A 17465-nucleotide genomic window follows, 5' to 3' on the forward strand; every position below is an offset into this window, starting at 1 on the left:
AAAAAACATTATGAGCACGGCGATAACCCGACAAATTGTCCTCGATACTGAAACCACAGGTATGAACAAGCTTGGTGTTCATTATGAAGGGCACAATATCATTGAAATTGGTGCTGTAGAGGTGATTAATCGCCGCTTAACAGGACGCAATTTCCATGTGTACATCAAACCAGACCGTCTCGTTGACCCAGAAGCTTTTGAAGTCCACGGAATCAGTGATGAATTTTTGCAAGACAAACCGGTATTTGCCGATATAGCCGATGAATTTATCGAATTTATTCGCGGTGCAGAACTCGTCATTCACAATGCGCCCTTCGATATCGGTTTTATGGACTACGAGTTTCGTAAGCTCAACAGAGGCATTCCTCCAACTTCCGAATTCTGCAGCATTACCGATAGCTTAGTATTAGCTCGCAAGATTTTCCCCGGTAAACGTAATAACTTAGACGCCTTATGTGATAGATACCTTATCGATAACTCCAAGCGAACATTGCACGGCGCTTTACTCGATGCTGAGATCCTCTCTGACGTCTACTTAGCGATGACAGGGGGGCAGACCTCTCTTGCATTTTCAATGGAATCTGAATCCAGCAATACAGAGCAAGCCAATGAAATTCAACGTATTGAGCGTCCAGTCAGTGGATTAAAAATTATTTATGCTTCTGATGAAGAAATTGCAGAGCATGAAGCCCGCTTAGATATCGTGGATAAAAAAGGGGGAAAACCCTGTTTATGGCGGCAAACTGAGCAAGATGACGAAACTCTTCATTAAGGGCGACAGTTTTGTGATCTAATAAGGCTAAAAACTGCTCAACCGTACGATTTTTCAAGAAAAAGAGTTGACTGTCATATCAAGTATTCGTAATATGCTTGCCGTTCCCAGTAGGGAACTTCGGAGCGGTAGTTCAGTTGGTTAGAATACCTGCCTGTCACGCAGGGGGTCGCGGGTTCGAGTCCCGTCCGTTCCGCCATATTGCAACGCCATGCTATTGATTAGCATGGCGTTTTTGTTTTTGAGGTTATTATGGTATGCCATCCAGTATGCCATTTTATTTTGGTTCTCCTTCAATTGCATTAGTGAGTATTGGACGCAATACAGGTATATAGTGAACTCTAATTAAGATGGACAATAATGAAGGTGAGGTTACCCACCTTCAATTATTATTTTATCATGAGTGCTAATTCTTAGTCATGCACTCAAATATCCCCAATGTGTTTATGTTCGTGGTACTAACCCATCCGAGTTTAGCTGATTCAGGTAAATCATCAAAAAGTGTTATGGCATGGTAGAGTTGTACCCATTGTTCATCAGCTGTTCGTTTAGCGACCCAGAATTGTTCTTTTCCTGATGTGGGCTGATAGTTGATAGACTTGGAAGCTCTATCGGGTTGATCATAAACCTGAAGCGTATTGGCAGGAGATGAGCTGAACTCAACACAATCTCGATAGGCTGGCTTAGGTTGTTTGCCGAAATAAATCCCCAATGTGACGATTGCGATAATTCCCACAAAAGGAAGGCTATTTAATGTGCGATTTTTCATTGAAAGATAACCTCCACATGGTCAATGTGTTTTCCTTGACTGTAAGCATCCAGCCACACTTTTTTGTTAATACGGGATAAGCGGTAATAGGTATCGAGAGGGCCGTCTTCACAATCGCCAGTTGATGTACTAAATAGTTGGTTGGTTTGACTATCAATCACTTCGGCAATTACGAAGGCACATTTAGCGCCCAGATTCACTGTGCTCGTGACGACATAACGTCCCTCGAGGTAATCATCAACACGACAATCCTTATCGGCAATCGCTTGGTTATTACACATTGGTGTAAAACCACTTTTATCGATGGCGGTATCAAATACATTCGTGTTAAAGGCGCTCGCGGTAAAATTGAGGCAAAACACCATGAAAATAAATACGTATTTAGTCATGATTTATCCTCATTGTTGAACCGTCTTTCTGATGATTGTTTTTCTGATAGGTGAGTCGACCTAATGTGATTGCAATAGCCAGTTCGATAAAAAATAGCAGGAATAATCCGAACATATTTAATCGGTTAGGCAATAGAACGTTAAGGAGTACCAGTAGCGCTAAGATAACAAGGGAAATGATTGTTGACAGGGTTATCCTGAGTTTCCGAGAACGCGTTGCCGTGTATTGTTGTAGGAAGCCATACCCCCAATACCCCACATAACCTGCGATAGTACCCGCTAGAATCACCATGATATTGAGATTGATTTGGTTGCCAATGCCTATCGCTAAGGCATTCATAATGACAAGGTATAGCGCTAAGAATGTCATTAAACGGAAAATAGGATGCGGGTATTGAAATGGATGGGATACATTTTTAACGGTATGGATATAGACAATAACGCCAGCGCTCAGTCCGATAAGGCAGGCGAAAAGAAGGAAAATAAAAAAGTATTCATAAAGTATAAAAATTAAAGCATGGTCAAAAACCATAAAAGGAATAATCCCTATGAGCAATAAGTAGATAACACATAAAGAGGCGATGAAAGCGAAGACAAATGCCAAAATTTTTCGCGTTAGCATTAAACGGAAAGGGATACCCATAAACCCATAAATGATCCACAACAATATTTGAGAAATCAAGAGTGGAGCTAACATCGCGATAAGGTAATACAGTAGATACATTAAGGGCTTACCAATAAATGGGTCGATATTATAGTGATTGGCGATGATGACTGTAAAACCGAATACTAGCACTAAGCTAATGATGAAAAAAATTCGTTCAACACCTAAACGAATATGATTAATTGAATTCATTTTTACCTCTTTTTATTACAATTTTTTTGTGGTTGAAATTTAACCGTGGTTATTTTTTTGTTTAATCAATAAAATAGCCAACATCAAAAAGGCATGTTGGCTAGGTAAGTTGAGGGTAATCTTTAAGGCTGAATGACAGAGATTAGAAACGGTAAGTCAGACCAAGCATGATATCGTTGGCCTTCACTTTGATTTTTGACGTATTTTCCCCATCACCCACCGCTGTCGTGATGTCGGCTTTTCCGGCATCTAAATAGCGATAACTCAGCCCCATATCCCAATCGTCATTGAGGGCATAGTTCACCCCCGCACCGACACTCCAGGCAAAGTTATTGGCGGTATGCGTGTGAGTATCATGCAAAGAGAGCCCTGGAGTATAAGCATCAGCGCGGGTGGTTTTAAAATCCACGGCCGCATAGCCTAGCCCAACAGAGATATACGGCGTGAAATTTGAGCTATTTTTAATGTCGTAGTACCCATTGACCATTAACGTATTGAGTTTGATTTGGTTTTTAATATCACGAGTTTGATGTACGCCATTACGCACACGGTCGCGGATGTTGTAGGTTGAATTCACTTTATCACGCGCCATAAATTCCAATTCAGCGCGAACAGGGATATCAAACTGATTGGAAAAGTCATAACCCAACGCAAGTCCACCGCCAAATACGCCAGTACGATGGCTATCTCCATTTTTGGTACCATTATCACCGGCATCAGCATAGCCGCTGTAGACAAACTGCTGGCCAGACATTTGCACAATGGATGCGCCCATTTTACCCGTGACATAAATTCCCGTTTTACCGTCATCCGTATTCGCGAATGCCGGTAATGAAATGCACCCCATCAGGGCGGAAACAATAAACGCTTTTTTCATGATTGATTTCCTTTTAATCAATATCACATTAAGTATGGTTGAATCGCGTTATATCAGTGGAAGGCATGAAAGATTTGACTCAATCACCTTAATATCACTGACATAAAGATAATTTAGCGTGAGATAGTTTAACTTAATCGATCTGTTTTACCTATCAATAATTGAAATACGATCGGTAATATCGATCGTATCTATCAATAAACGGTTATCGATCGGCGTAATCGATCAACTGTTGTTTCGGTGCTTAAATAAGAAAAAGAGTTGATGAGAAAGTGAGTCAAAATGGAAGGGAATAAAATGATGTTTAAAGAATGCTCTCCTTTCTTGAATAGGTTGGTATGCTCGATATTATCAAGTACCAAAATACGGGATAAGTCTTTATGTTAGCGCTAACGCTTTATAAGCAACGCCGTTTACTCATGTTATAGATATGAAAACCGAACTCCGTTAAGAGCCAATGGTTTAATGTATGCCAGTGGATTAAGCCTTTTTTCTCCAGCGAGTTGAGCGTCCTTTTGTTGCTGAGTGAGCCATAATTGAGTTTCACATTACTCAAGGTTTTTAGCTGCCGTTCTGATAATTTCATCGCGTTCACCGTAAGATCCAATTATTTAACGTATGCTGTGGCTATAGTTGTTCGCGTCCAGCAAAATGAGCATGCATTTGTTCTGTCAGTACCCACAACGCTTTATTAAGCTTAATATCCCCATCAATTCCATTCACTGAACGCGTGCGAGCGCGTTTACCTTTTGCAGTCCTGCCTGATAATCCTCCCTTGATTAAATTTTCCTGTAATCGTTGGTACACTGTCCAAAGATCGTCTTTCTTATCCTCAAAACGGCGAGGTTGTAAGACTTGAGCTTCAGTTATTGGTTGATGTTCCTCACCAAAGCGATAGGTTAAAGCCGCATGCGCCAAGGCCTGTTGTGCTGGTGGCGGTAATAGTAAGGACTGCATTTGCTCACGTTTTTCAGCGATAGCATCAAACGTATCTAACACTTCGTAAGCCCCTTCAATCACTTTATCGACGACATTACCTTTATGGGGAACTCTGACCTCCCCAAAGGTATCGCCACAAACCAGCCCATTTTGACAAACATAGCGAAAAAAGCCCGGTAACATTTGATAACTGCTTGAACCATCATGGCTATTAAGTAAGATGATTTCAGGCACTTGGCTACCCGTAATTTGGTCATGACGTCGGAGCCGTAACATATGCTTAGTATGATCACGACGGCTGTCATCTCGCACACGAGTTTGGCATGCAAAGAACGGATAAAAACCTTCTTTTTGCAAGCTATCCAATAAGGTAATCGTAGGAATATACGTGTACTTTTCGCTACGAGATTCATGCTTTTCTTCAGAGAACACACTGGGTACTGTGCGAAATAACTCTTCGAGAGTTAACGGGCGGTCACGGCGAATGCTATTCGCCGCACCAAAGCGAGAAGCTAAACGAGACATAGGGGGCCTCCTCAGTGATAACACTGATAAATTAAAATAAGATAAAGGAAATAAGTGAGGTGATAAGCTGGTGGACGCTGTATTAAAGCGTTATCAATAACTTAGTCAATTAGGTGAAAGATTTGTGCTTGCTCGGGATGTTGCATCGCATAGTCACGAAGTTGGTAAAAATACTCCACCAGCACAGGGCTTTCGGTTTTAAATGACCAGATGCTATACACCAGTAAACAGACAGCAATACCGGCTGCTTCAGGGCTTAACTCAGCTTCATTTCCGTTATGCGGGTTAAACATTTGCAGGGAGGTTTCGAGCATATCAGGCCAGATAAATGCGCCGCCATTAGACAGCATACTGAACTCCCAGAAAGCACCTTGATAGCGATTACAAAGCTTCGCCATCATGTTAAAGATATCGCCTTCAATACGTTGCCAGTCTGGCACAGTACCAAAGTAAAAACGCCAGAAGGTACTACGACCACGGGAATTGACGAGGTTGGTTTTGATAACCGTTGATTCTTGCTCTTGTAAAGTAAACATAATAGAACTCCAATTCAGTCGATATTGATAGACAGTAATAAGCAAAAAAGCCCTACACCTTGCGGTGCAGAGCTTTCTAGAAATGATAGGTATATTGAGTATCATTTTTAGTGACTCATTCTGATGATTGATTCACTAAAATAATATAGATATAAAAATAAATGTAAGTTAATTAATGGGTTAGTCTGATGATGCTTTTATAATGAATCAGATAATACGAAGGCGTAAATAAGGACGTGGTTAATCGATTAGATGGAAAATGGCGGAACGTTCTGGGTGTTGCGCCGCATAATCACGCAATTGATAAAAGCGATCGACGAGGATGTCACTTTCCGTTTGAAATGACCATAAACTGTACATCATCAAACACACGGCAATGCCTGCCGCTTCGCAACTGACGTTGGCTTCGTTACCGTTATGTGGGTTGAACAGCGTAAGCTCTTCTTGATTTAAATCGGGATAAATAAAAGCGCCGCCATTAGATAAAGTGCAATATTCCCAATACCCACCCTGATAGTCATCACAAAACTGTCCCATAGTGGTAAAGATGACCACTTCAAAGGTGCTCCAGCCTTTCACGCTTCCGAAGTGGTTGAGCCAAAAATCAAGGCGTTGTTCATTGGGGACGAGTGTCATTGCAATAGCGGATTCAGTTGTATTATTCATCAGTTGATACTCCAAGAAAAAGAAATAAAAAAGCGCCAGTCCTTAACGGGACTGGCGCTGAGAGTGATAATTAATGGGGTAATGTAAGAGGTTAAAAGAACATTCTCCACAGGGATTTAGCGACGGATACGATACTGTTTTTAACGGTGCTAACCGTACTTCTTATCAATGGTGGCAAGGGAATGATATTGATTAAGGTATCCACAATATCACTGACACATTGCCCAAAATCGTTACGTGCGGTGTTCTCCACCGATTGCGTCCGGTAAGAGGTGTTCAGTTGCCTAGCTACTCCGCTACTGGCTTGCGCCGGTAACGCCTGTATGAGTTGCTCTGCTAATTTAGTGAGTTGATAGTTTTCGACCGCAGAAACTGTTATCACTGGATGATGTGGCTTAAAGGCGGTTATGACGGCTTGTTGCTTTAATTTTAAGTTATAGGTCTGCTCTGAGGATGGTTGATGCTTGTATTCATCCCACTGGCGACAAGGCTCTATTTTATCGGCTTGATTCAAGACAAATAGAAATTGACTAGGTTGGTAACCGCATTTCTTCGTGAGAAAGCGATAGCACTGTTCATCAGAAGACCATGCTCGGTCATCGGCCTTGAGTACCCAAATGATTAAATCCAGTTCTGGTAATAAGTTGCGATAGAGCTGGTGGTACTCTTTATCCCGCTCAAGGTTTTCCCCCACACCGGGTAAATCTACAAAAGTGAGAGTATGGTTGTTCATCGTCATGCTGAAGCGTTGGGCTTGGCGTGTGCAGCCGGAGTGTAGTGGTTTAATAAATTTGGCCACCTGAACAGAGGTGATATGCTCACCTCAGAACAACACAGGTGCCTTAATGAAAAAACGAAATTTCAGTGCAGAATTCAGACGTGAATCAGCCCAGCTGGTTGTGGATCAGAACTATACAGTTGCAGATGCCGCGAAAGCCATGAATGTCGGGCTTTCCACCTTGACGCGGTGGGTAAAGCAATTACGGGACGAACGGGCAGGCAAAACACCGAAAGCATCCCCTATCACGCCGGAACAAATTGAGATACGTGAGCTGAAGAAAAAAATTCAACGTATTGAAATGGAAAACGAAATATTAAAAAAGGCTACCGCGCTCTTGATGTCAGACTCCCTGAACAGGTCTCGGTGATCGGGAAACTCAGAGCGCATTATCCTGTGGCCACTCTTTGCTGCGTGTTCGGAGTTCACCGCAGCAGCTATAGATACCGGGAAAACCGGCCTGACAATCCGGACGGCAGGAGAGCCGTATTACGTAGTCAGGTTCAGGAGCTGCACGGCCTCAGTCATGGCTCAGCAGGTGCAAGAAGTATCGCTGTAATGGCAACACACAGGGGCTTCCGGATGGGACGATGGCTTGCCGGACGGCTAATGAAGGAGATGGGGCTGGTGAGCTGTCAGCAGCCTGTTCACCGGTATAAACGTGGCGGTCATGAACACATTGCTATCCCGAACCACCTTGAGCGACAGTTCGCAGTGACAGAGCCCAATCAGGTATGGTGCGGCGACGTAACGTATATCTGGACCGGTAAACGCTGGGCATACCTGGCCGTTGTACTCGACCTGTTCGCAAGGAAACCCGTGGGCTGGGCAATGTCATTTTCTCCGGACAGCAAACTGACAACCAAAGCGCTGAAAATGGCATGGGAAATACGAAATAAGCCATCCGGGCTCATGTTCCACAGTGATCAGGGTAGCCACTATACAAGCAGGCAGTTCCGACAGTTACTGTGGCGATACCGGATAAAACAAAGTATGAGTAGGCGTGGTAACTGCTGGGATAACAGCCCGATGGAGCGCTTCTTCAGAAGTCTGAAAAATGAGTGGGTGCCGGTGACCGGCTACATCAGCTTCAGTGAAGCAGCCCATGCAATAACGGATTATATCGTCGGGTATTACAGCGAAGTCAGGCCGCATGAATATAACGGTGGATTACCACCAAACGAATCAGAAAACCAATACCGGAAAAACTCTAAAACCGTGGCCAATTTTAGTTGACCACTACAATCCATCAGCATTGAAGTGGATGGTCACACTTACAAATACGATCCAAAAACCAAGGGAATCACGTCGGATAACCTTGATAAGAGTATGTGGGTTGATTTTGGTCAGGGTGAATTAGCCGTTAAAACCGAAGCGGGCGGTTTACTCTCTATCTCTTTAGGCGAGAAAAACTTCGGTCACTTAACCTATCGTCCGGGGGCTACACGTCCAACGGGAATGGAGAAAGAGACCTTTACGCTGACATTAACCGATAACGACGGTACCAACGGTAAGTCATCAATTACAGTGGATATCAGTAAGTTAAAAGAGTCTGGCAACACCAGCTTAAATGATACTGATTTAACAGCGCTGAAGTTGTTCTCACCAGAAAGTGCAATGGAGTTACATGGAGTAGACACCGATGTCAATGCAACATCAAGTCACTCTACTGGTTTCATGAATTCATCGTTAGATGCATTACAAGAAACTCAGAGCGCCATTATTTAAGGCTAATTATTGAGGGTTACCATGGGTAGCCCTCAATATTTTATTTCGCCAACACCAGTTTTATTTACTTTGTGCCAACTTTATGAAATCTCTAATTAATAGCATCTTAGCGTTATTCTTCGTGAAGATGCTTTCCCTTTCTGCTGTGGCAGATGTGGTTGAATTAAAAAACCTATTAAAAGATTCTCTCGATAATGCCCCAGAAGTCCAAGAGGCTTATGCCAATTATCAAGCGGCACAAAGCAACGTGAGTGCAGCGGAAGCGGGGCATTACCCAGTCATCAGTTTAATGGGAACCCAGCCTCTTGCGCAGCAACACAAGTACGAAAGTAACGAGATGGAATCGGGGTTTCACCTTGGTACCAAAGCGACTATGAACATTTATGCTTGGGGCGGAATTGAAGCGGGTGTCGACCGCGAACAGTCCAAGCAAAGTTACTATGAAAACCAATATATTCTTTCTCAAGAAGATATCAGCGTGCGTATCAGCCAGCTTTATTTGCAGGTTTTACGTCACAAAGAAACCCTTGATGTGATTGATGAAAATCTCGTTCGCCACCACCAAATTGAAAAGCAACTGACCACGATTGTTCAGCATGACTCCGGTCGAATGAGTGAATTAACACAAGTGAAAGCGCGCACCTTAAAAGTAGAAATGAGCCGTGCTGAAACAGAAAGAAACCTAAATTTAGCACTGAGCCAATTGTCGATTTTGACTCAGCGCCAGCTAACCGTTGACCAATTTGTTGACCCATTTAGAGCCACGACTAGCGGTGCGATTTTAGCTAAATTTCAAGAAGATAATCTAGAAAATAATCCAAGTTACAAAGCCCAAGTGGCCGATGCTCAAAGCCTTGATGCCGAAGTTAAAGTCGCTAGCGCCATGAGAAAGCCAGCACTGAATTTAGAAGTTAATGCGACGCCAGATAATAGCGAAGTTTTCTTACGTGTTTCTTGGAATATTTTCGACCAAGCGAGCTATTACAGCCAAGCACAGAAAGAGTACGCCCTGTCCGCAGCGAACGAACGTATTAAAAAGACATTCCGCGAAATCAAAGAGATGAGCCAATCTGCGGCGATCAATATGGCGCAAAGTGAAAAGCAAGGAAACATTGCGAAGGCGTATATCGCAGAGCAAAAAGTGGTGATCAGTAACTATGAAAAACAGTTCACCATCAACCGCCGCAGCTTGATTGACTTGCTCGATGCCTATAACGAGCTGGCGAGCATTCAAACCAGCGCTGTTATCTTACAGAACGACTTCCGCGACGCGACACTCAATTACCTCAGTGTGCAGGCAAAAATGTCTGCATGGATGAACCAAGAATTGGCTTCCAGATAAATTATGAATATTATTAATAACCTATCTTTAGTTACCAAGCGTTTGGGTTATACCCTTTCACCGGAAATTTTATTAGCACAAACCAAGCGTACTGAGTCGAAGTCTTTCGATTATGCCTCGTTGGTGAATGTGTTGAATTCCCATCAATTTGATAACCAGATCATTGAAATCGATCTGCATAAGATCCCGACGATTGCCGCGCCTTTTTTGGCACTTTTGGCGAACAATGAATCGGTGGTGATCAGCAAAATTGAAGACGGTGAAAATGGGCGTCATTTTGAGATCTTAACGAAAGAAGGCTTACGTCAAACATTGAACGTGCAAGATCTGGCAGTGAATTACAGCGGCTATAGCTGGTTTATTAAACGCAATATTCGCTCAGAAACCCGTTCGGAAATTGATAAATACGAAACCAGCGGCTTCTGGAAAGTGATTTGGCGCTATAAAAAATATTACTACCAAGTGATCATCGCATCATTTGTGATCAACTTATTAGCGTTAATCAGCTCCCTGTATGTGATGAACGTGTATGACCGCGTAATCCCGAACCAAGCTTACGAAACCTTATGGGTACTGACCATCGGGGTTGTGCTGGCCATTGGTTTTGAATTTCTCGCTAAAATGCTGCGATCTTACCTATTAGATATCGCAGGGAAAAAAGCGGACATCGTGATCAGCGCCATGCTATTTCATCGCGTGATGGGAATTCGCCTTGATAAGCGTCCAGCCTCATCGGGATCGTATGCGAACAATTTGCGTGACTTCGAATCCATTCGTGAATTTATGACCAGCGCAAGCTTATTAGCCCTTGTCGATCTGCCGTTTATTTTGCTGTTTATCGGCGTGATCAGCATGATCGGTGGTTATTTAGCATTGGTGCCATTGACCATTATCCCAATTGTGGTGATCGCGGGTCTTTTGATCCAAAAGCCACTGGCGAAAGGGATCAATGCGTCAATGAAAGAGACGTCTCAACGCCAAGGTTTAGCGGTAGAATCCATTGAAGGGATCGAAACCTTAAAGCTGAATAATGCAGTGAATTGGGCGCAACAGCGCTGGGAAATGCTCACAGAGAAAACGGCATTTTCATCCATTGCAGTGCGCAATCTTACCAACTTTATGGTCAATTTCAGTGCGGCGATGCAGCAGCTGAATACCGTCGGTTTAGTGTGCTTGGGAACTTACCTGATCCACGCGAACGATGTGAACTCGCGTATTACGATGGGGGCGCTGATCGCCAGTGTGATCTTATCGGGTCGAGCATTAGCGCCACTGGGGCAAATCGCGGGTCTGGCAACACGTTTCCAATCAGCGCGTATGGCATTAGCCGGCGTACGCAATATCTTTAGCCGTCCTATCGAACGTGAAGATCATAAGAAATACATCTCGCCGACTTCAGTCAATGGAGCATTACGACTGGCCAATGTGACTTACCAATATAATAAAGATGGGCAGCCAGCATTAAACAACATTAACTTAGAGATCAAAGCGGGAGAGAAAGTCGCGATCCTCGGCAAAATTGGTGGCGGGAAAAGTACATTACTGAAATTACTCACCGGGCTATATGAACAGCAGCAAGGGAATATCAGCTTAGATGATCTCGATATTCGCCAAATTGACCCGATTTTCCTCAGAAGTAAAGTCGGCATGTTGACGCAAAAGCCGCGTTTATTCTTCGGAACTTTGCGTGAAAACTTGGATTTGGCGCGTCTTGATGGTTACTCCAGCGATGACGATTTAGTGCGTGCACTCAAGCGCTTCCAGCTCGATAAAATCATTCGTCAGCATCCAGCCGGACTTGATATGCCACTAGGGGAAGATGGTTTAGGGCTTTCAGGCGGACAAAAACAGATGGTGGCACTGGCGCAGTTAACCCTGCACAACCCAAATGTGGTGTTGCTGGATGAGCCAACCACGGGCATTGATGTGGATACCGAAAAACTGGTGCTCGATGCGCTAGAAGCGTGGACGAAAGACAAAACGCTGATCGTCGTCACCCATAAATTGCCAATTTTACGTTTAGTTGACCGCATTATCGTGATGGATGAAGGCAAAATCTTACTTGATGGTCCGAAACAAAAAGTCTTAAAAGCGTTAGGACAAACGGAGCAAACCACTGGCACAGTCACGACAGATAAACCCGCTCCACAACCTGCGCCACAAGTGCGAGTCGTTTCACAGGTTAGACACGTAATTAATAAAGAAGAAGGGGCGATTTAAAATGGATCAATATGGTAAAGCGCCAAAAGAGCATTGCACTTTTTCCAGTGACTTTTCTCATGACCTAGAATCCGTGATGAGAAAAGAGCGCAGTAACTTACTGTTTTTACCTATTATCTTTCTGGCGCTGTTACTGACGATTTTTATCGTTTGGGCCTATAACAGCAACTTAGAAGAGATCATTCGTGGGCAGGGAACTATTATCCCAAGCAGTCGCGAGCAAGTTATTCAAAGTATCGATCCCGGCAATATCCAAGAGATGTACGTCAAAGAGGGGGATATTGTTGAGAAAGGGCAAATTTTACTGAAACTGGATGATGCGCGCAGTATGGCATTACTGCGTGAAAGCCAAGCGCGAGTGCAAAACCTTGAAGCCATTTCAGCACGTTTACAGGGGGAGTCTCGCAACGAAGTTCCTGATTTTTCAAAGATAACGGATCAAGAATTAGTAGTGCGTGAAACTAATGCTTATAACGCGAAAAAAACGCAGCGTGACCAAGCTATTGCAGGCTTACGCCAAAGCAAAGGGTTACTGGACAGAGAAATCGCTATCACTAAACCATTGGCGAAAGAAGGGTTAGTTTCCAATGTGGAAATCCTGCGAATGGAAAGACAGTCCGTTGAATTAGCGACGCAAATTAATGAACGCATGAATAACTACCTTGCGGAAGCAAACGCTGAGTTGGTGAAAGTAGAATCGGAACTGGATCAAGCGGAAGAGACCATGAGCATGCGTGAAGACCCAGTTACACGCTCGGAGATCCGCGCGCCCGTTCACGGCATCGTAAAAAATATTAAGATCAATACTATCGGTGGCGTGGTGAATACGGGGCAAGACATCCTTGAGATCATTCCCCTCGATGATAAATTGATGGTAGAAGCTTATATTCGTCCGCAAGATGTGGCTTTTTTAAGACCGGGAATGCCCGTGGTGGTGAAAGTGACCGCCTATGATTACGCTATTTATGGTGGCTTAAATGGGGTGGTGAAATTAATCAGCCCTGACACGCTGAGTAATGATAATCGCCGTAGTGAATTGAAGCTTAATCCGGATGAGACGTTCTACCGAATTCTTGTCGAAACGGATACCAATTATTTGTTAGATAAAAATAACCATAAAATGGAAATCATTCCGGGTATGGTGGCATCGGTGGATATCAAAACGGGTGAGAAAAGCGTCTTTGATTACCTGATTAAGCCTATCACGCGGATGAAACAGGCGATGACAGAACGTTAATCGTTATAAAGAAAGCAATGTGAAAACAAGGGCGCAAAGATGAGCGCCCTTGTTGTTTTGTGCGGGTTTTCCAGTAAAAAATTTGCCAAATATCACTAATATTGCGGCTAATTACTCAAGAAGCATAAATCACCTTGATCCTAAGTGGTGAACTCAGGTTTAATAAGGTTAGGCAATTGCGCAAAACGAAGAACTCAAAGGGATATTTTGCGCAATGGAAAGGATTCAGCTTGACGGTTGCGATAAAGATCCGCAGTCTGCTGTCATATTGTTTCAAATAATTGCTGTATGGATGAAATTGCGCTAGTTTCGTAGGGTCTCATCGCCAAACTTCAAGTTGTGGGTAGGTCTAATAAGCTTTTATGCACCTGCGGCTCGAATTATTGAGGCTAACTCTATAAACCGCAATGATTCCCTATTGCGTTGTGAATATTGGTTTAAGTACGTTCTATCCTACTTGGAGTATACTAATGACGACTCGTAAAACCCTTGCTAATGCTATCCGCTTTCTAAGTATGGATGCGGTTCAAAAAGCAAAATCAGGGCACCCTGGCGCACCAATGGGCATGGCTGATATTGCTGAAGTTCTTTGGCGCAACCATATGAATCATAACCCAGCAGATCCACATTGGGCTAACCGCGACCGCTTCGTACTGTCTAACGGTCACGGTTCAATGCTGATTTACAGCTTGCTGCACCTGACCGGTTATGACTTATCTATTGATGAGTTAAAGAACTTCCGTCAATTACATTCTAAAACCCCGGGTCACCCAGAATATGGTTATACACCAGGCGTTGAAACCACGACCGGTCCTTTAGGTCAAGGTATTGCAAACGCAGTGGGTTTTGCGATTGCAGAACGTACTTTAGCGGCACAATTTAACCGCCCAGGCCACGACGTTGTCGACCACCACACCTATGTGTTCATGGGCGACGGCTGCATGATGGAAGGTATCTCCCATGAAGTTTGTTCATTAGCGGGTACCCTGAAATTAAATAAACTGGTCGCATTCTACGATGACAACGGCATCTCTATCGATGGTGAAGTTGAAGGCTGGTTTACCGATGATACCGCAGCACGTTTCGAAGCCTACGGCTGGCACGTTATCCGTGACATCGATGGTCACGATGCAGACCAAATCAACGCTGCAGTGAACGAAGCACACAAACAATCAGACAAACCAACGCTGATTATGTGCAAAACCGTTATCGGTTTTGGTTCACCAAACAAAGCAGGCACCGAAGCGGTTCACGGCGCACCTTTAGGTGATGCTGAAATCGCAGCAACTCGTGAAGCACTGGGCTGGAAATTCGGTCCATTCGAAATCCCAGCAGATATTTACCAAGCTTGGGATGCGCGCGAAGCCGGTAAAGAAAAACAGCATTCTTGGAATGAAAAATTTGCGGCATACGCAAAAGCACATCCAGAATTAGCGAAAGAATTCGAACGTCGTATGGCGGGTGAACTGCCAGCGAACTTTGATGCAGAAGCGAAAAAATTCGTTGAAAATCTGCAACAAAACCCTGCGAATATCGCAAGCCGTAAAGCATCTCAAAACGCGTTAGAAGCATTCGGTAAAGTGTTACCAGAATTCATGGGCGGTTCTGCGGACTTAGCACCAAGTAACTTAACCATGTGGTCTGGCTCTAAACCTCTGAACGAAGACAAAGCGGGTAACTACATCCACTACGGTGTTCGTGAATTCGGTATGTCCGCTATCATGAACGGTATCGCTCTTCACGGTGGTTTCATCCCTTACGGCGCAACATTCTTAATGTTCGTTGAATACGCACGTAACGCGGTACGTATGGCAGCGCTGATGAAAATTCGCAGCATCTTCGTTTATACCCATGACTCTATCGGTCTGGGTGAAGATGGCCCAACGCATCAACCAGTAGAACAACTGGCAAGCCTGCGTGTGACACCAAACATGAGCACATGGCGTCCATGTGACCAAGTGGAATCTGCAGTTGCATGGAAATATGCCATTGAGCGTAAAGATGGCCCAAGCGCACTGATTTTCTCTCGTCAAAACCTGGAACAGCAACCTCGTACCGCTGAGCAATTAGCAAATATCGAGAAAGGGGCTTATATCCTGAAAGATTGCGCAGGTACGCCTGAGCTGATCTTTATTGCAACTGGTTCTGAAGTTGAATTAGCGGTGAAAGCGGCTGAGCAACTGACTGCGGAAGGTCGTAAAGTTCGCGTGGTTTCTATGCCTTCAACAGATGCATTCGACAAGCAAGACGCGGCTTACCGTGAAGCAGTTCTGCCTGCAAACGTAACTGCTCGTGTGGCTATCGAAGCGGGTATCGCAGATTACTGGTTCAAATACACTGGCCTGAATGGCGCTATCATCGGTATGCACTCATTCGGTGAATCAGCACCAGCTGATCAGCTGTACAAAGAGTTCGGCATTACGGTTGAAAACGCGGTTAAAGCTGCGAAATCTCTGCTGAAATAATTCATTTAATTGCTTGAGGTGTGTTCCGAATAAACGGCCGCACCTCTGAAAATAAAGTGAATTAATCTAATTTACGCCTCAATATCAAGTTTGGTATTGGGGCGTTGTTTTTTTGTGCACCGTTTCTTGTTTTTCTATTGCGTTCTCTAAATATATCCCTTAATCTAAAACTCAATAAGCTGAACCGTTTCAGTTGCATTTGAAATAATGTAAATAAATTTTAAAAATGTCGAGTGAAGCACACTTTTGATGTTTGACAGTTAAAATGAGCAGTAGAGTTGGTGGTAGTCAGTTATCCTTAGCAACCGTGTGATTTTGCTCAGATACAAGGTGTAGAATGGCAATCAGGGTAGCAATAAACGGCTTCGGTCGAATTGGTCGAAGTGTTCTCAGAGCGTTATATGAATCAGGTCGCCGGGCAGAAATTGTCGTTGTTGCGGTCAATGAATTAGCGGAGCCGGAAGGTATCGCTCATTTGCTGAAGTATGATTCAAGTCACGGACGCTTTGCGTGGGATGTTCGTCTCAATGGCGACCAGCTACAAGTTGGAGATGACAATATGCGTCTTTTCCATCAAGCGGATATCAGCAAGCTACCTTGGAAAGAGTTAGGTGTGGATGTGGTGTTAGATTGCACGGGCGTTTACGGCTCTCGCGAAGATGGGTTAAAGCATCTGCAAGCCGGCGCGAAAAAAGTGCTCTTTTCCCATCCGGGAACCGATGATCTCGATGCGACCATTGTGTATGGCGTCAACCATGACAGCCTACAAAGAAGCGATAGTATCGTTTCCAATGCATCTTGTACCACCAACTGTATTATTCCAGTCATCAAAGTGTTGGATGATGCATTTGGTATTGAGTCGGGCACAGTCACCACCATTCATGCATCCATGAATGATCAACCTGTGATTGACGCCTACCATAAAGATTTACGCAGAACGCGGGCAGCGAGTCAGTCGATCATTCCTGTCGATACCAAATTGGCCGCGGGGATCACACGAATTTTTCCAAAATTTCAAGGCAGCTTCGAAGCGATTTCTGTACGCGTTCCAACCACCAATGTCACTGCCATTGACTTAAGCGTCACTGTAGATGCGGATGTTTGTGTTGATAAAGTCAACAAGCTATTACAGAGCGCCGCGCATGGGCATTTTCGTGGTATAGTAGACTATACTGAACTACCGTTAGTCTCGATGGATTTTAATCATGATCCGCACAGCGCGATTATTGATGGTACGCAAACACGAGTTAGCGGCAAGAACTTAATCAAAACCCTGGTTTGGTGTGATAACGAATGGGGGTTTGCTAACCGGATGCTAGATACAACTCTAGCGATGGCAGCAACAGGTTTAAACTAATTGGCGTCT

General features: G+C 44.0%; 15 protein-coding genes, 1 tRNA gene and 1 pseudogene. 9 read left to right on the plus strand and 8 right to left on the minus strand.

Annotation, left to right across the window (positions count from 1 at the left end; all coding sequences use genetic code 11):
• The first annotated feature begins 10 nt into the window (after positions 1-10).
• Positions 11-772: a DNA polymerase III subunit epsilon gene (gene dnaQ, locus QS795_RS03355; RefSeq protein WP_286272153.1), complete on the plus strand. Its 762-nt coding sequence runs from the start codon at positions 11-13 to the stop codon at positions 770-772.
• 122 nt (positions 773-894) lie between these two features.
• Positions 895-971 (plus strand) — tRNA-Asp (locus QS795_RS03360).
• Between the two features lie 207 nt (positions 972-1178).
• Here QS795_RS03360 and QS795_RS03365 read toward each other — a convergent pair.
• From QS795_RS03365 to QS795_RS03400, 8 genes and pseudogenes are all read right to left on the minus strand, one after another.
• Positions 1179-1541 carry a hypothetical protein gene (locus QS795_RS03365; protein ID WP_140187803.1) on the minus strand — a complete coding sequence of 121 codons (363 nt, stop codon included), beginning with the start codon at positions 1539-1541 and terminating at the stop codon, positions 1179-1181.
• The gene (locus tag QS795_RS03370; RefSeq protein ID WP_036967295.1) at positions 1538-1930 is read right to left on the minus strand and encodes a hypothetical protein; all 393 of its coding nucleotides are present in this window, start codon (positions 1928-1930) and stop codon (positions 1538-1540) included. Before QS795_RS03370 ends, QS795_RS03365 begins: the two co-directional genes overlap by 4 nt.
• Positions 1923-2786: a hypothetical protein gene (locus tag QS795_RS03375; RefSeq protein ID WP_164528438.1), complete on the minus strand. Its 864-nt coding sequence runs from the start codon at positions 2784-2786 to the stop codon at positions 1923-1925. The genes QS795_RS03370 and QS795_RS03375 overlap by 8 nt, the downstream gene beginning before the upstream one ends.
• A gap of 142 nt (positions 2787-2928) precedes the next feature.
• Positions 2929-3663: an outer membrane protein gene (locus tag QS795_RS03380; protein WP_164528439.1), complete on the minus strand. Its 735-nt coding sequence runs from the start codon at positions 3661-3663 to the stop codon at positions 2929-2931.
• A 627-nt stretch (positions 3664-4290) separates the two neighbouring features.
• Positions 4291-5127, minus strand: coding sequence for a DUF932 domain-containing protein (locus QS795_RS03385; protein ID WP_286272159.1), 837 nt, complete (start codon positions 5125-5127; stop codon positions 4291-4293).
• A 101-nt stretch (positions 5128-5228) separates the two neighbouring features.
• On the minus strand, positions 5229-5663 hold the full coding sequence (locus QS795_RS03390) for an antirestriction protein (RefSeq protein WP_286272160.1): 435 nt from the start codon (positions 5661-5663) through the stop codon (positions 5229-5231).
• Positions 5664-5903: 240 nt separating this feature from the next.
• A complete protein-coding gene (locus tag QS795_RS03395; RefSeq protein WP_286272162.1) occupies positions 5904-6329 on the minus strand; it encodes an antirestriction protein in 426 nt (141 codons plus the stop codon).
• A gap of 91 nt (positions 6330-6420) precedes the next feature.
• Positions 6421-7101, minus strand: a pseudogene (locus tag QS795_RS03400) (GTPase family protein); the annotation flags it as partial.
• A gap of 73 nt (positions 7102-7174) precedes the next feature.
• Here QS795_RS03400 and QS795_RS03405 point away from each other — a divergent pair.
• The 7 genes from QS795_RS03405 (at position 7175) to epd (ending at position 17456) form a co-directional block, all read left to right on the plus strand.
• Positions 7175-8343 (plus strand): IS3 family transposase gene (locus tag QS795_RS03405; RefSeq protein WP_166685554.1). Its coding sequence is split into 2 segments (ribosomal slippage): positions 7175-7424 and positions 7424-8343, totalling 1170 coding nucleotides; the frame shifts between segments, so codons are not numbered across the junction.
• A 24-nt stretch (positions 8344-8367) separates the two neighbouring features.
• Positions 8368-8835: a hypothetical protein gene (locus QS795_RS03410; RefSeq protein WP_318626865.1), complete on the plus strand. Its 468-nt coding sequence runs from the start codon at positions 8368-8370 to the stop codon at positions 8833-8835.
• Positions 8836-8917: 82 nt separating this feature from the next.
• Positions 8918-10177, plus strand: a complete 1260-nt coding sequence (locus QS795_RS03415; RefSeq protein WP_286272620.1) for a TolC family protein — start codon at positions 8918-8920, stop codon at positions 10175-10177.
• Between the two features lie 3 nt (positions 10178-10180).
• Positions 10181-12397: a type I secretion system permease/ATPase gene (locus QS795_RS03420; protein ID WP_286272619.1), complete on the plus strand. Its 2217-nt coding sequence runs from the start codon at positions 10181-10183 to the stop codon at positions 12395-12397.
• Position 12398: 1 nt separating this feature from the next.
• Positions 12399-13634, plus strand: a complete 1236-nt coding sequence (locus tag QS795_RS03425; protein ID WP_286272617.1) for a beta-barrel domain-containing protein — start codon at positions 12399-12401, stop codon at positions 13632-13634.
• A gap of 470 nt (positions 13635-14104) precedes the next feature.
• Positions 14105-16099, plus strand: a complete 1995-nt coding sequence (gene tkt, locus QS795_RS03430) for a transketolase (protein WP_154604462.1) — start codon at positions 14105-14107, stop codon at positions 16097-16099.
• A gap of 337 nt (positions 16100-16436) precedes the next feature.
• Positions 16437-17456, plus strand: a complete 1020-nt coding sequence (gene epd / locus QS795_RS03435) for an erythrose-4-phosphate dehydrogenase (protein WP_154604463.1) — start codon at positions 16437-16439, stop codon at positions 17454-17456.
• Positions 17457-17465: the final 9 nt, after the last annotated feature.

The organism is Providencia zhijiangensis, from assembly GCF_030315915.2.
In the GTDB taxonomy this organism is placed as follows: domain Bacteria; phylum Pseudomonadota; class Gammaproteobacteria; order Enterobacterales; family Enterobacteriaceae; genus Providencia; species Providencia zhijiangensis.